We start from the raw sequence: 15,000 nt of genomic DNA on the forward strand, positions 1-15,000 counted from the left end.
ACCTATGTGATGTACGTTGTCCAACAAAATTCCGCACATATGAGAGGAGTTTATAAAACTATGCGCTACGTTATCATAACAGGAACTTCACAAGGTTTAGGTGAGGCAATCGCTACGCAATTATTAGAAGAAAGTACAACTGTCATCTCTATTTCTAGAAGAGAAAATAAAGAGCTTACTAAACTTGCAGAGCAATATAATAGCAATTGTGTTTTCCACTCCTTAGATCTTCAAGATGTACATAATTTAGAAACGAACTTTAACAAAATCATTTCATCTATTCAAGAAGACAGTGTATCTTCTATTCATTTAATTAATAATGCGGGTACAGTTGCTCCTATGAAGCCAATTGAAAAAGCAGAAAGCGAACAATTCATTACGAACGTTCACATTAATTTACTTGCTCCTATAATTCTTACATCTACGTTTATGAAACATACGAAAGACTGGAAAGTAGATAAACGCGTTATTAACATTTCATCTGGTGCAGGAAAAAACCCTTACTTTGGCTGGGGCGCTTATTGTACAACGAAAGCTGGTGTAAATATGTTTACACAGTGCGTAGCAACTGAAGAAGTGGAAAAAGAATATCCAGTAAAAATCGTCGCTTTTGCACCTGGCGTTGTTGATACAAATATGCAATCACAAATTCGTGAAACAAATAAAGAAGATTTCATAAATTTGGACCGCTTCATTGCATTAAAAGAAGAAGGAAAACTATTATCACCTGAATATGTTGCGAAAGCTATTCGTAACTTACTAGAAACTGAGGACTTTCCTCAAGGCGAGGTTATTAGAATTGATGAATAACAAAAAGGCGTGCTATTTTAACACGCCTTTTTGTTCTACTTCTCTAAAAATATAAGCATAGACTCCGCAATTTGCTCATAACCAATTTCTTGATAAATTTTATTCGATGTCGGATTCGCTAAATCAGTATATAACGTAGTCGTCTTGTACCCTTCATCTAACATACGTTGACTAAGTGCCGCTACACACTTAGATGCGTATCCCTTTTTCCTTGCTTCTTTCAGCGTATATACGAAATTAACTGTTATATTATTTTTAGTTGGTCTCGTTTTTGCAGCTACAGAAACGAGTTTCCCATCCACTTCCAAACCAAACAGTCGATTTGTAGTTATTAATGTATGCGCAGTTTGTTTTGCTTCTTCTTTCGTAGTAGGAAGCTTTACGTCTTCACAAAATTGATATATCCACTGTTCTATTAATGGTAATTCATCATTATTTACCGCCCGGAAAAGTCCATCCGCATTACACTTCTTCTTTACTCTGTTGAGCTCATACACACCTTGTTCCATTGTAATATTCGTTTTCTTATTTTCTAATACCGCAATCTCTTCCGCTAATTTCTGTACAATTTTCTTATTACCGATCAATCCAGGAATATCCGGGTATACTTTCGTTAACTCTTTTGCAAGTTCCTCAATAGCTACTCCCGAAATTTCAGAAGTTGCAACAATGATTTGTTTCTTCTCTTCTGTTTGTAGAAATACAACCGCAATTTCTTCTCCTTGTTTCGCTATCCCCATAAATATCGGTTCTTGGACCATTTGTAATACACCTAATATGAGATTGTTTTCCTGCTCATTCTTTTCTAGAAATGGTGTAACATCTTCTTTAAAATGAAAAATCTCTTCATATACATGTAATTGAATCATCGACAATCTCTTCTCTCTATTTATATTTTAATTAAGTATTGGCGATTAATTCATTAAATCCTTCTTTTACAATTCTATAATATTAGAAACTAATATATTTAAATCATTTTCAGTTTGTAAAATCCTCTGTTTTTCCTTTTCAAATACATCTTCTTCTTTTCGAAATGACTCTTTTCGATTTTGAATCATACGATTCATTTCTTTTTTACTCGGTCCACCGTATACATTTCTTTTTTGAATAAAAGCTTCTGGCGATATGACTTCTTTCCACTCTTTTTCTAATAAATTTATTTTAAAATGTTCTTGCAAGTATATATTTACATCTTTGAAATGTAATTCATGTAGCTCCTTTTTCTGCCCCAATGACATATTTGCAATAACACTTGCTGCATGATGAGCATGCCGAAATGGAATTTCATAATTTTTTGTTAAAACATCGGCGAAATCCGTTATCGTTATTGCATGTTTATAGGAACGACTTTTTAACGTTTCTTCTTCTACTTTCATCGTTCGGATCACTGCATTCATCATACAAAAAACACGAATTGCCTTTTCAATCCCTTTATATAAATATGGCTGCAAGTCATCTTCCGTATCGACAATATCACCAAATGGTGTATTATGAATCATTTGAAATACTGTAAATGCTTCTCCTAAAGCACTACTCGTAATCGCACGAGCGTGTTCAATTGAAACCGGATTTCGTTTTTGCGGCATAATACTACTGATTTGTACATATGGCTTTGCAACAGTAATACCGTCATATTCTTTCGTTGCTAACAACAAAAAGTCATGAATCCATCTACTCGTATTCGTCATCATTACCATAAGTAGCGAACTAACTTCTAATAAATAATCCGCTCCGGCAACAGCATCATATGAGTTCTCAATTACATTTGTAAATCCAAGTAGATGAGCAACTCGTTCTCGTTTAATCGGGAAACTTGTTGTAGAGAGTGCAGCCGCCCCCATTGGAGACTGATTTAAAAGCTGGTACGTTTTTTTCATTCTTTCTAAATCTCTTTGCATCGTATCATAGATTGCTAACGTATAATGACCAAATGTTGTTGGCTGTGCCGGTTGTGTATGTGTATAAGCTGGCATGATTGTTTCCTTATAATCAGCAGCAAGTTGTAGTACACTTTCTTGCAATAACAAATGCTGTTCCATTAATCGTAATACATATCGCCTTAAACTCATGCGATACATCGTTACACCCATATCATTTCTACTTCTACCAATATGCATATTACTTACAAAATCGCATTTCGCTTCTTGAGAAATTAAATGTTCGACTAAAAAAAGAGATCTTCATGCTGCTCTGTATAGAGCAATTGCTCTTCTGGAATTCCCTCTACCTTTTTTAATGCGTGTAATATAACTTTAGCTTCTTCCTTTTTCATTAAATTTTCTTCCGTTAGCATCGCAATATGTGCTTTATGCACTTGAAACATATCTTTCAATAAATAATTTCGTTGAAAATCAAATACATGCTGTAATACACAATCCACATATGTTTTTCCAGGGAAATCAGCGCCTTCACTCTTTATAAACTCTTCTTTACTCTGTTTCATCACCTTTTCCCCTCTCACCTAAGTATTACTACCCATCATACCCAGAGATAGAAAAAAAGTGCTTGTACATAAAAATAAACTCGGTGCTCTCTGCACCGAGTTTATTTAATAAAAGTCGCATCATACTTATCACTTTGCAACACTTGGAAATGTAAGTTTGCTAAATGTTTCCGTATTTCTGCACTATCGTCTTCATTTAAATTATTCGCCAAAAACACAATCTCCGTACAGTTTCCACGTTTATCCATAGCGTAAACTGCTTTTGTAACCGTCCATGGTGTGTAACCATTCTTTTGCCCAGCATGTCTGAATGTTTTACGGTATTTCTTGGCACTCATGTCTGTTTCAACGATATTTGCCCACACTTTTTCTTCAGCCTCTGTCAAGCCACCTTTATGGTTTGCCTTTTGAAGTAATACCATATAATCATTTGCAGAAGCTGCTGGTAATCTATCTGACCAAATTTTGTCGTAACGTTCCTCTAAATAAAGCGGAATTTCCTTCTGTAATAATGGTCCCTTCTTCTTTAAGCGTTCATGAATAACCATCGCATATTCACGATATTGCTCTTGAGACATTTCTTTTAACTTTTTCTCTATTTTATATTTTGGAACATGTAATTCTTTATGCAAATATCCCGGGATATACAAAGATGAAACGATTGGAAATAGTGGTTGATGTGCAGGAAGTGATAAACTTTGTAAATTTCGATTGATGTTATCTAATCCTAACAATTCCATTAAGTATTCAGCATTTGCATTCGAACTAAACTTAACCATTCCTTTTGCCACTTCTTCTAAAGAAACCGCTCCTTCAGTTATCTTGCCCGTCTTCTCCAAATACCTTTGCCATCTATCTTGTGCACCACCATCTGTATTCGGTACATAATAGCGATTCACATCATTAATCGATACGAAACTAGACGAATCAATTTTCCCTTCAGTAACTTGTTTCGTATATTCAAGCGCCACAATTAATTTCATCGTACTAGCAACTGGCAATACAACATTTGGGTTTACAGAATAGACAACTTTATCATTTCTCTTTACTAGAAGCGCACTATTTTTTTCATCTTTGTGTTCTTCAATAAAAGATGCAATATACTGTGCATCATCATTATTTGAACTCCACACTTTTTTCACTAAAAAGTTACCCGATATTAGCAAAACGAAAATACCCACAACCACTGCGCATACTATAGTTTTTTTCAAGTAAAATTCCTCTCCTATTGTGTAACTCTTCTCTCTATCTTTAAAAAACAAAATAATGGAGATGGTTATTTAAATAACCATCTCCATTATTTTAACTTGTATACTCCTATTATGTCTACGTCATGATTTTCACAAAATCCTCAAGGAATTTTTTATAATGTAATGACCAACCAATTCGCATCCAATTTTTTAATGCTTTTGCATCAGGTTGAGGACGGAAATCTGCAATACTTTCTCCTTTTGCTATTCCCACTGTATCTACATCGACACGGCGATACACATAATCCAATATTGAAGGATTTGCGGCAACCATCATTGTAACGACGTCATGTACTGGACTTCCTTTTATTTTCGGATTTAATTTTCTATAAGCTTTATAATAATACGTAAAAATCGGTTCAATTAATTTATTAAAACTTGTTTTAGAATGTTTCGTAATATACTTTACCATTTCTGGCGTAATAATAGCTTCAGATGTAACATTGAGCGGCACCAGTGTCACATTCTTGGCATTTTGCATAACTAATTGCGACGCAATCGGATCACCATGAAAATTCGCCTCTGCGACTGGTGTAACATTGCCTGGCATTAAGAAAGCACCCCCCATTATATAATATTCTTTCACATACTTCATCATTGGCTTTTCTAAAATAAATGCTGTCGCTAATGTTGTTGATCTACCAGCATCGACTATTATTAATTCTCCTTTATATTTTTCAAGAATGTCAAAAAACTCACAAAAAGGCTTTATATTTGGAGAAAGATTTTTCGGTGGTCGAATTGGTCCTAAACCTTCCGCCCCATGAATTTCTGGATAATACGTTGTAATATCTCCAGATAAAGGGATTTTCGCACCATTAATAACAGGTATATCTTCCCTACCTGCTAACTGTAATAAATATGCCGCATTACTTGTCGCCTTTTCTTGCGTTACATTTCCATATCCTGTAACTACACCAACAATATCAATATCAGGATGCAACAATCCATACATAATTGCTAAAGAGTCATCAATTCCTGGGTCTCCTAAAAATAATACTTTTTTCATCGACCTCAACTCCATCCCCTCAGTTGTTATTAATTTATGAATAACCGTGGATATACAGAATAAAAAATGAACAAATTCACACAAAAAAACGCAGTCTTATAAGGACTACGTTCTTCAGCTAACCTATACTGTTTTTTTTACAGCACTCATACTTCCAATGATGTAAGCGATAAACGCAAAACAAATCGGGAAGACAACTGTATGTATACCGAACGGATTTGGATAGAAAAGATGAATACACATATATGAGCCTACCCCAACTAAAATAGACGCAAGCGCTCCTGTAGCATTTCCTTTCCTCCAATATAACCCTAATACGATTGGCCAAATGAATGCAGCTTCTAATCCACCGAAAGAAAATAAATTTAGCCATATTAAAAAATCTGGTGGTTTAATTGCCGCTGCATAAACGAGTAGTCCTACAATACCAGTAATCCACAAACTTCCTTTTTTTATCGTACTGTCTGCTGCATCTTTATTTATGTAATTTACGTATATATCTTTAATAATTGACGAGCTTACAAGTAATAATAAAGAATTTACTGTAGACATAATCGCTGCCATCGGTGCAGCTAAGAAAACTCCAGCTAACCAAGGTGGCAACACTTCCATCGCAAGTAGCGGCATTACTTTATCTGGTACCATTATACCTGGAAGTACTACTCTTGCAAATACACCCGTTAAATGCATACCAATCATAATTGTACCCACAACAATCGTCCCAATTATTAACGCTTGATGCATCGCTTTTGAATTTTTATAAGACATGGCACGCACGCTAATTTGCGGTAAACCGACAACGCCAATTCCAATTAAAATCCAAAATGATGTAACATATGATTTCGTTAAACTGCCATCTGCTCCGAATGGTGTAATTAACTTTGGATTAATTTGAACAAGTTCCTGCATAATCTTTTCAATTCCACCACCAGCAATGACAGTAGCAATTAAAATGATTGTTGTTCCAACTAACATAATGATTCCTAATAATGTATCTGATAGAGCAACTGCACGAAATCCACCAATTAATACGTACACAAGTACAGAAAAAGTAAATAAAAATAGTGCTGTTGTATACGATAGCCCCGTTAGTGACTCGATTAATCGTCCACCACCGACCCACTGGGCTACTGTCGCTGAAAATAAAAAGATAATAATACATAACGCAGAAAGTATAACAACTGCTTTATTATTGTATCTCCCTTTTAAATAATCGATAAGAGTAATTGCTTCCATCTTCCTAGCGATAATTGCAAACTTTTTACCGATAACCGTTAAAACGATATACCCTGTTACAACTTGAATCGCAGATAACAGTACCCATCCAAGACCCATATTGTAAGCAATACCAGGGCCACCAATAAAGCTACTTGCACTACCGTACGTAGCAATCATTGTCATCGCTAATAATAAACCGCCTAGCTCACGCCCACCAAGAAAATATTCTTGCAAAAATTTATTATGAGCAGTTGCTTGCACGCGTCTTGAAGCATATACACCAATTAAAAATACAACGATAAACGAAATTATCATTGGAATGATTACATACCAATTCATCTATTATTCCTCACTTTTTTCTTCCTCATCGAGTGAAATATCTTGAAATACAAAACGAACAACTAAACTAAGTAAAATAACCATAACGATAAATCCAACGATACAGCTATAAAAAAACCATGCGGGAAAACCTAATACATATGTATATTCATTCGGATTTTTACTACCAAGCCCATAAGCAAATCCGTACCAAATTATAAAATTAATAATAGCAAGTCCAAGACCAATTAACGCTTCTCTATGGGCTATTCGAAAGCGTGGATCATCATGATAATCTTTCATTTTTACCCCTCCTCTCACGATGTATTATTGTACCATTGTTCTTCTAGTTTTTCCTACTAGAAAGCAAAAACAAGCAGGATTTTTTTATAATCATATAGAAGATTCTCTTACATTACATATTTTTTACAATTGTAACACAAATGAAATTTGAATTTTCAGTATTTCTTAATTATGATTTTAATTAGAGGCTTTCCATCTAGTTTCCACATCCTTGATTTCGGAATAAGCGCCGTCTCGTACTGCGTTTACATTATATTTTCAAGGGGGTTATACAATGAGTCAACTAGCTGTAAATCTTCATGAAAAGGTAGAGAAGTTTCTTCAAGGTACAAAAAAGTTATATGTGAATGGATCTTTCATTGAAAGCGCTTCCGGTAAAACATTTAAAACACCTAACCCAGCAACTGGTGAAACACTTGCCGTCGTTTCTGAAGCTGGTCGCGAAGATATTCATAAAGCTGTAGTCGCAGCTCGTATGGCTTTTGACGAAGGTCCTTGGTCTCGTATGAGCACTGCTGAGCGAAGCCGTCTCATGTACAAGTTAGCTGATTTAATGGAAGAACATAAAGAAGAGCTTGCACAGCTCGAAACATTAGATAACGGAAAGCCAATCCGTGAAACAATGGCAGCAGACATCCCACTTGCAATTGAGCATATGCGCTATTACGCTGGCTGGGCTACGAAAATCGTTGGTCAAACAATTCCTGTTTCCGGTGATTACTTTAACTATACACGCCATGAAGCTGTTGGTGTCGTTGGTCAAATTATTCCTTGGAACTTCCCGCTTCTTATGGCAATGTGGAAAATGGGAGCAGCGCTTGCTACAGGATGTACAATCGTTTTAAAACCTGCAGAACAAACTCCACTATCTGCTTTATACTTAGCTGAATTAATTGAAGAAGCTGGATTCCCGAAAGGTGTTATTAATATCGTACCTGGATTCGGTGAATCAGCTGGACAAGCTCTCGTTAATCATCCACTCGTTGATAAAATTGCATTTACCGGTTCTACTCCTGTCGGTAAACAAATTATGCGACAAGCATCCGAATCATTAAAACGCGTTACACTTGAGTTAGGCGGTAAATCACCAAATATCATCTTGCCGGATGCTGATTTATCTCGCGCGATTCCTGGTGCACTTTCTGGTGTTATGTTTAACCAAGGACAAGTATGCTCTGCTGGATCACGCTTATTTGTTCCGAAGAAAATGTATGATAATGTCATGGCTGATCTCGTCCTCTATTCTAAAAAACTAAATCAAGGTGTCGGTCTTAACCCTGAAACGACAATTGGTCCTCTCGTTTCTGAAGAACAACAAAAACGTGTAATGGGCTACATTGAAAAAGGGATTGAAGAAGGCGCTGAAGTACTTTGCGGAGGAAGTAATCCATTCAATCAAGGCTACTTCGTTTCTCCTACAGTATTCGCTGACGTAAATGATGAAATGACGATCGCAAAAGAAGAAATTTTCGGTCCAGTTATTTCTGCAATACCATTTAACGATATTGATGAAGTAATTGAACGTGCAAATAAATCACAATTCGGCTTAGCGGCTGGTGTGTGGACAGAAAATGTTAAAACAGCACACTATGTTGCAAGTAAAGTACGTGCAGGTACAGTGTGGGTAAACTGTTATAACGTGTTTGATGCAGCATCTCCATTTGGAGGATTTAAACAATCTGGTCTTGGCCGTGAAATGGGATCTTATGCATTAAATAACTATACAGAAGTAAAGAGCGTTTGGCTTAACTTAAATTAATGAGAAAGAACCTGACCTATCCGGTCAGGTTCTTTTCATTATGTATTCCTTTAAACTTGCAGTCCTCCGCTCACATTTAATACTTCACCTGTAATATAAGATGCGTATTCTGATGCTAAAAAGGCTGCTGCGTTCGCAATATCTTCTGGCGTTCCAATTCTACCAACTGGAATAGCGCCAACCATCTTTTCTTTCACTTTATCTGGTATCGTTTTGGTCATATCTGTATCCATAAACCCCGGACAAATCGCATTACAAGTAATACCGAAACTTCCAACTTCTTTCGCTGCTGTTTTTGTTAATCCTACAACTCCAGCTTTCGTTGCAGCATAATTTGCCTGTCCAATATTCCCCTCTCTACTTATAGAAGAAATATTAATAATTCTTCCATATCCTTGTTGTCTCATATAAAGAAGTGCTGGTTGCATACAATAAAAAACACCAGTTAAATTCACTTGTAATACTTGTTCCCAAGCAGATTTCTCCATTTTATGTAACATTGCGTCTCTTGTAATTCCAGCATTATTCACCAAAATATGTAATGTACCAAATTTTTGAACTGCATATTCAATTAACGACTTTGCTTCATTTTGATTACTCACATCACATCGATATGAGCACACTTTATATCCTTCATCTGATAACTCACGTGTCGTTTTTTGTAGCTTCTCTTCATTTACATCGCTAATTAATACTTTCGCCCCTAGCTTTGCATAAACCTTTGCAATCTCTTTTCCAATTCCCTGTGCAGCTCCTGTTACAACAGCTGTTTTCCCATTTAAAAACTCCATTCCTATCCCCCATTTCTATTACTTATACTGTATATTTCGGCTTTTTACTTTCCAACTCCTCTTTGTATAAAAAAGTCTATTTGTGTCAAACTAACTTTGCAACGTCGCATAAAGTGAAACTTTAATTAGTGGGAAGTTTGTTCATCCCCCACTGATTATCAGCCCTCACCAATCGGGCATTTACGGACAGTTAATCTCCCACCTAGCTTCTTTGTTCCATCTGAGTTTTAAGGTGGGGGTTTTACTACCCGTTATGCGGGATAAAGTGCAAGGAGATTGTGTCGAATGAATAAAAAGAATTTCAAACAAAGCAAAGCAACTGATGGCATTGATGTTGAGTTCTCTCGCGAACTCGCTGACCACAATGACTTAGAAGCAAACGCACGTGCAAATGCCGCTGATGCACGTCAAAAGCGCCAACCAACCGAAAAATAAGGTACATCACAACCTTATTCTTTTCAAAAGGGACCTACTACCCAACAAAATAAACCGAGAGACATCTCTCGGTTTATTTTCTATATTTTTTTGCATAATGAGCCAAAGTAAGCAACGGATATATATGAGCATAACTATGATAACGAATATAAAACCCACCTGGTAAACCTGTTCCAGTAGGATATTTTTCATTTATATAAGGGTTGGAGAGCAAATATGAAATACCTTTTCGAATAACTGACGTTTCTTTATCATAGTAAGAAATGAGGGCATCTAAAGCCCATGCTGTTTGGGATGGTGTACTAAATGGTAAAGTAACGAACCTTTTCTCCACACTACTGTGGCAAGATTCTCCCCAGCCACCATCTTCATGCTGTATATGTTCAAGCCATAAAGCTGCTCGTTTCAATGATGGATCGCTAGATGGTATTCCTAGTGACCGTAAACCAGTCAACACTGCCCACGTACCATATATATAACAAATTCCCCATTTCCCATACCACGATCCATTTTCCTCTTGTGCATTCATTAACCAATTTATCGCACTTTGTTTTTGTTTCTCAGGCAATTCGTTTTGTGCATACGTCCCGAAAAACTCTAGCACTCTCCCTGTAATATCTGGTGTAGAAGGATCTGTAATCATATCACTTGCATTTTCGATTGGTAAATTTGCTAATATACGGCTCGTTACCCCTTTTTCAAAAGCCCCCCAACCACCATCATTATTTTGCAATCCTTTAACCCAATTAACCGCTCGCTTCCAAGCATTATCTACATTTTCGTTCCCTCTACTTCGCGCCAACGCTCTTAACACAGCAGTTGTATCATCAATATCTGGAATCGTCGTATTCACATCCGAAAAGCCCCAACCACCCGGAAAGAGATCCGGTGCATGTACACTCCAATCTACTTTCTTCGTTTGCTGTTTTCTTAGTAAATATGCTGATGCATTGTGAATCACTTTACTTGCTTTCGGAACTTGAGCTTCTTGCAAAGCATAACTGAGTAAAGCTGTATCCCATATAGTTGAGGGAGAGTTTTGCAAATGGCTCCCTCTCTCCATCTTCCATATATAAGATGTAATTCCCATTATAGCCTTCTCAATAATTGGTGATTGAATAGAATGTCCTAATGCAAGTAAAGCATAAATCATATAAAACGAGGCAGTTGCGTAGCTATATAATGTTCCATTTTCATCAATACGCTCTTTCATAAAACGTTCTACTTCCTCATATCCTTTATGATGCAAAGAAAGTGGATACGTTATAATTTTCTTCACGTCACTTACTAACGTTTGAAAAACTGGAGACCGATCCTCTCGAAACCATTCTCCGCCCCCGCCTGCAATGTGATTTAAATTTGGCAATAACTTTTTCCCTACTCGAAATCTTTTATTTAAACACAACATCATCGGAATTAAATGAATACGTGCTGAGCTACTCAATTCAAATATACTGAGAGGGGAATCATTCTGCAGAAACATAATTGGTGTTGGCAAATGAAAAAGAGAAGGATATTCATATTCTCCATGAATCGCTAATAAAAACTTCGTCATAAAATGAGCACGTGCTACCCCACCGCGCTCATTTATAAACATTTCCGCTCGCTTCATATTCGCATCTTCTTTTGTATATTTTTCCGATGCAAGTAAGGCAGCATAAGATTGAATTGTAGCAGATAAATTACCACCCACTTCATCTTCATACAATTTCCATGTTCCTTCATTTGTTTGGAGTGATGCTAATCTTTTTACAAACGGTTCTATCTCTTTATCTCTACCTAATAATTTTAATAAAAAAATCATATGACAATCTGTTAGTGGCGCTCCTTCAAAACAAAACCGCCACGTACCATCTTGCCGTTGCATTGTTTGAAGTGCAGTTGTTCTTCTCACTATTTCTTTATGCACTTTTTCATATAATAACAAGTTACTCACCCACCCTTTCGAAATCCGTATAACGATATTCAAAAAGGTAGCTGAATATGTATAAAAACAAAGAAAAGCAGAACATATAAAATGTTCTGCTCATAAACAATACCCTACTCCGACAATAATTCCTAATAAAGCACCGACTACTACTTCATACGGTGTATGCCCAACAAGTTCATTTAACTTCTTATATTCTGTTTCTCTACCGTGAAAAAAGTCATTCAATATTTTTGCTTGTTTACTTACTGCAAGCCTTACTCCTGAAGCATCATACATAACAATAATGGCAAAAATAGTAGTAACCGCAAACATCGAGCTTTCCACACCTTCCACTACTCCAACTCCTGTAGCAAGCGCTGTAACTGTTGAAGCATGAGAACTTGGCATCCCACCTGAAGCAAAAAACTTTGCAAAATCAAATTCACCTGTTTTAACTAATTTAAAGACTACTTTCGTTAATTGTGCTAAAAACCATGAAATTACAGCTGCCATAAGCGGATCATTATGTAAAATTGTTTCCATGTTCTCAGCTCCTTACTAGCTATAATGGAAATCCTATATAGTATCAGTATAAAGAAAAATGCGTAGAAAATACTACGCATTATGATACTTTTGCTGATTTATTTTTTATAAATTTCGGTTGTTTCTGCACTAAAAACTTAGTCTTCGCTACCGAGAATACAAATAATGCAACCCATATACAGAAAAATGCAATCATATGAGTAGATGTGAAATGTTCACCAAATACGAATACACCTAAAATTAAGCTAATTGTTGGTGCAATATATTGTAAAAAACCTACCATATAAAGCGGAATAAGTTGGGCTCCTTTTGCAAAATAAAAAAGTGGTAGAGCTGTAACAATACCCGCTCCTATTAATAGTAATGTCGATAACATTGAGATAGAGCCAAATGAGCCGAAACCATGTACTCCTGTCATTACTAGATAAATAATCGCAAACGGCGTCACTAACATCGTTTCCATCGTAAGTCCAATTGTCGCATCATAGTTTAACAATTTTTTCGTTAATCCATATAATCCAAATGAAAAGGCAAGTGAAAGAGAAACCCACGGAATAGATCCGAAACGTACTGTTAAAATGATAACCCCCACTCCAGCTAAACCAACTGCAACATATTGCCAGAAGTTTAACTTTTCCTTTAAAACGACTGTACCAAGTAAAATACTAATAAGCGGATTAATATAATAGCCAAGACTCGCTTCAATAACATGATTATGATTAACGGCCCATATGTAAACAAACCAGTTTCCGCTAATCAAGACTGAAGCTATTGTTAATGACATTAATAATTTAGGTCGTTTAAAAAGATTCACAAATTCCCCAATAAACTGGCGAAACCTCTTCGTAACACCTAATACGAGTAACATAAAAACAAACGCCCAAACGATGCGGTGTGCTAATATTTCATCTGCTGGAACTTCCTCAACCCATTTCCAATAGATTGGTAGTATTCCCCACATCGTGTAAGCACCAGCCGCATATAGTATCCCTTTTTTTTGCTCTGCTGATTGACTCCCCATCTTCCTTTTTCTCCTCTTCTCATTTTTTCTCCATTATACAGTCTCACATGCTCACTTTACCAATAATCAATCTGCATTTCTTTCGACATTTCTCATACAACGAATAATAAACATACCGTTATCACAACAAGTAACGGTATGCCGAAAACAAATTTCTTTTTATGAGTTTTATGATGAAACATATACATTCCGATCCAAGCTCCAACTGCTCCCCCAGCTGTCGCCGATAAAAACAACGTACTTTCTGGCGTTCTCCACTGTTTCTTCTTTGCTTTTCGTTTATCAAGCCCCATAAGGCTAAAAGCTATAACGTTAATAATAAGAAAATAAATCCATTTCATCGCTTTCTCTCCTTATGAAAAATTCGATTAATAGTAACACGAAAAAACGACGGAAACAACTGAAGAACTCTTTTTATCCAACTAGTTTCATTCCTTTTTCTTAATTAGTTACCTTCATATTTACATAACCAACTAAAATCGCAGTTAAAGCATTTAATATTGAAAAATGTTATGTGCAGAATCTTATATTTCATTACATTCATCCACTACCATATCATCGAAAAAACTTCCCTCAATCTCCTTCTCATCAAAATGAAGAACCATAATTAACCCTACATATAAAGAAACGAAATTTAAAAACCATTCCCCATTCTCATCTTTCTTAGCTAAGCATTTAAATATCTCTTGAAATTGCATACGCTCATCTGTCGCAACAACCGGTCGTACGCCAAAATATTTCAATACAAGATGTAGGTTGAGCTGCACGGATAATGATAAAATATACTTTAATAACTCGGTATAATGAGCAACATTTTTTTGACTATATAACTTCACAAGCTCTTGATGTAAAGTAGAAATTGATAATTCTTCTTTAGTCACTTTTGTTGCTTCTATCATTTCAATCATCTTTTTCATATCCATTCCATTTACCCCTTCAGTTACAAAACAAAAGCCAAAGTATACTTATTTTATAATCAACAATAATTGAGTATCTCTCGTCTCTCTTTCTTCTTCACTTACTAAGTCATACTTTTTTAAAAGATGAAATACATCATTTAATATTTCTTGTGAGTGATTACCTTGTAAAAAATTTTTTACCCCTTTAAAAATCTCTTCAGGTAAAAAACTCTTTTGACTTTCAAGCTTATTCATCACATCTTCAATAGAATGATCAATGTTACATGCCATA

The 15,000-nt window shown here is 35.8% G+C and carries 15 protein-coding genes and 1 pseudogene; 3 read left to right on the forward strand and 13 right to left on the reverse strand.

All coding sequences use genetic code 11. The features are described 5' to 3' along the window. The first annotated feature begins 60 nt into the window (after positions 1–60). A complete protein-coding gene (locus MKY21_RS17765; RefSeq protein ID WP_341077058.1) occupies positions 61–810 on the forward strand; it encodes a (S)-benzoin forming benzil reductase in 750 nt (249 codons plus the stop codon). 35 nt (positions 811–845) lie between these two features. On the opposite strand, the gene MKY21_RS17770 is transcribed toward MKY21_RS17765, so the two are convergent. The 6 genes and pseudogenes from MKY21_RS17770 to MKY21_RS17795 form a co-directional block, all read right to left on the reverse strand. Further along, positions 846–1,679, reverse strand: coding sequence for a GNAT family N-acetyltransferase (locus MKY21_RS17770; RefSeq protein ID WP_044795265.1), 834 nt, complete (start codon positions 1,677–1,679; stop codon positions 846–848). A 66-nt stretch (positions 1,680–1,745) separates the two neighbouring features. Then, positions 1,746–3,253, reverse strand: a pseudogene (gene argH / locus MKY21_RS17775) (argininosuccinate lyase). Between the two features lie 101 nt (positions 3,254–3,354). Further along, on the reverse strand, positions 3,355–4,464 hold the full coding sequence (locus MKY21_RS17780; protein ID WP_000751377.1) for a serine hydrolase: 1,110 nt from the start codon (positions 4,462–4,464) through the stop codon (positions 3,355–3,357). Between the two features lie 115 nt (positions 4,465–4,579). Next, positions 4,580–5,527 carry a nucleoside hydrolase gene (locus MKY21_RS17785; RefSeq protein ID WP_103572790.1) on the reverse strand — a complete coding sequence of 316 codons (948 nt, stop codon included), beginning with the start codon at positions 5,525–5,527 and terminating at the stop codon, positions 4,580–4,582. A gap of 108 nt (positions 5,528–5,635) precedes the next feature. Further along, the gene (gene panF / locus MKY21_RS17790) at positions 5,636–7,069 is read right to left on the reverse strand and encodes a sodium/pantothenate symporter (protein ID WP_341077062.1); all 1,434 of its coding nucleotides are present in this window, start codon (positions 7,067–7,069) and stop codon (positions 5,636–5,638) included. A 3-nt stretch (positions 7,070–7,072) separates the two neighbouring features. Then, a complete protein-coding gene (locus MKY21_RS17795; protein WP_000656239.1) occupies positions 7,073–7,351 on the reverse strand; it encodes a YhdT family protein in 279 nt (92 codons plus the stop codon). 274 nt (positions 7,352–7,625) lie between these two features. Between MKY21_RS17795 and dhaS the strand changes: the two genes are divergently transcribed. Further along, positions 7,626–9,110, forward strand: coding sequence for an aldehyde dehydrogenase DhaS (gene dhaS, locus MKY21_RS17800; RefSeq protein WP_341077064.1), 1,485 nt, complete (start codon positions 7,626–7,628; stop codon positions 9,108–9,110). A 50-nt stretch (positions 9,111–9,160) separates the two neighbouring features. Here the strand turns inward: dhaS and fabG are convergent, their stop codons facing one another. Beyond that, the gene (fabG, locus tag MKY21_RS17805; protein WP_206905088.1) at positions 9,161–9,901 is read right to left on the reverse strand and encodes a 3-oxoacyl-ACP reductase FabG; all 741 of its coding nucleotides are present in this window, start codon (positions 9,899–9,901) and stop codon (positions 9,161–9,163) included. Positions 9,902–10,186: 285 nt separating this feature from the next. Here fabG and MKY21_RS17810 point away from each other — a divergent pair, with 285 nt between their 5' ends. Further along, positions 10,187–10,336 carry a YfhD family protein gene (locus tag MKY21_RS17810; RefSeq protein WP_001035813.1) on the forward strand — a complete coding sequence of 50 codons (150 nt, stop codon included), beginning with the start codon at positions 10,187–10,189 and terminating at the stop codon, positions 10,334–10,336. Between the two features lie 73 nt (positions 10,337–10,409). Here the strand turns inward: MKY21_RS17810 and MKY21_RS17815 are convergent, their stop codons facing one another. From MKY21_RS17815 to MKY21_RS17840, 6 genes are all read right to left on the reverse strand, one after another. Continuing rightward, the gene (locus tag MKY21_RS17815; RefSeq protein WP_341077069.1) at positions 10,410–12,263 is read right to left on the reverse strand and encodes a terpene cyclase/mutase family protein; all 1,854 of its coding nucleotides are present in this window, start codon (positions 12,261–12,263) and stop codon (positions 10,410–10,412) included. A gap of 99 nt (positions 12,264–12,362) precedes the next feature. Beyond that, positions 12,363–12,788 (reverse strand): divergent PAP2 family protein, encoded by a 426-nt coding sequence (locus MKY21_RS17820; protein ID WP_341077072.1) that lies wholly within the window; start codon positions 12,786–12,788, stop codon positions 12,363–12,365. A gap of 79 nt (positions 12,789–12,867) precedes the next feature. Continuing rightward, the gene (rarD, locus tag MKY21_RS17825; protein ID WP_000535538.1) at positions 12,868–13,809 is read right to left on the reverse strand and encodes an EamA family transporter RarD; all 942 of its coding nucleotides are present in this window, start codon (positions 13,807–13,809) and stop codon (positions 12,868–12,870) included. A gap of 92 nt (positions 13,810–13,901) precedes the next feature. Continuing rightward, positions 13,902–14,150 (reverse strand): DUF1294 domain-containing protein, encoded by a 249-nt coding sequence (locus MKY21_RS17830; RefSeq protein WP_000871352.1) that lies wholly within the window; start codon positions 14,148–14,150, stop codon positions 13,902–13,904. Positions 14,151–14,333: 183 nt separating this feature from the next. Continuing rightward, the gene (locus MKY21_RS17835; RefSeq protein WP_000367288.1) at positions 14,334–14,732 is read right to left on the reverse strand and encodes a hypothetical protein; all 399 of its coding nucleotides are present in this window, start codon (positions 14,730–14,732) and stop codon (positions 14,334–14,336) included. A 42-nt stretch (positions 14,733–14,774) separates the two neighbouring features. After that, complete coding sequence (locus tag MKY21_RS17840; protein WP_000752379.1) at positions 14,775–14,999, reverse strand: hypothetical protein; 225 nt, start codon at positions 14,997–14,999, stop codon at positions 14,775–14,777. Between the last annotated feature and the right edge of the window lies 1 nt (position 15,000).

Origin of the sequence: Bacillus sp. FSL R9-9497 (assembly GCF_038005805.1) — a bacterium.
Taxonomy (GTDB): domain Bacteria; phylum Bacillota; class Bacilli; order Bacillales; family Bacillaceae_G; genus Bacillus_A; species Bacillus_A cereus.

Bases quoted from the DNA above. Each gene is read 5' to 3' on its own strand.
- MKY21_RS17765 (WP_341077058.1), top strand. From the start codon at position 61: ATGCGCTACGTTATCATAACAGGAACTTCACAAGGTTTAGGTGAGGCA.
- MKY21_RS17835 (WP_000367288.1), bottom strand. From the start codon at position 14,732: ATGGATATGAAAAAGATGATTGAAATGATAGAAGCAACAAAAGTGACT.
- MKY21_RS17820 (WP_341077072.1), bottom strand. From the start codon at position 12,788: ATGGAAACAATTTTACATAATGATCCGCTTATGGCAGCTGTAATTTCA.
- MKY21_RS17840 (WP_000752379.1), bottom strand. From the start codon at position 14,999: ATGGCATGTAACATTGATCATTCTATTGAAGATGTGATGAATAAGCTT.
- fabG (WP_206905088.1), bottom strand. From the start codon at position 9,901: ATGGAGTTTTTAAATGGGAAAACAGCTGTTGTAACAGGAGCTGCACAG.
- MKY21_RS17795 (WP_000656239.1), bottom strand. From the start codon at position 7,351: ATGAAAGATTATCATGATGATCCACGCTTTCGAATAGCCCATAGAGAA.
- MKY21_RS17830 (WP_000871352.1), bottom strand. From the start codon at position 14,150: ATGAAATGGATTTATTTTCTTATTATTAACGTTATAGCTTTTAGCCTT.
- MKY21_RS17810 (WP_001035813.1), top strand. From the start codon at position 10,187: ATGAATAAAAAGAATTTCAAACAAAGCAAAGCAACTGATGGCATTGAT.
- rarD (WP_000535538.1), bottom strand. From the start codon at position 13,809: ATGGGGAGTCAATCAGCAGAGCAAAAAAAAGGGATACTATATGCGGCT.
- MKY21_RS17770 (WP_044795265.1), bottom strand. From the start codon at position 1,679: ATGATTCAATTACATGTATATGAAGAGATTTTTCATTTTAAAGAAGAT.
- MKY21_RS17785 (WP_103572790.1), bottom strand. From the start codon at position 5,527: ATGGAGTTGAGGTCGATGAAAAAAGTATTATTTTTAGGAGACCCAGGA.
- dhaS (WP_341077064.1), top strand. From the start codon at position 7,626: ATGAGTCAACTAGCTGTAAATCTTCATGAAAAGGTAGAGAAGTTTCTT.
- panF (WP_341077062.1), bottom strand. From the start codon at position 7,069: ATGAATTGGTATGTAATCATTCCAATGATAATTTCGTTTATCGTTGTA.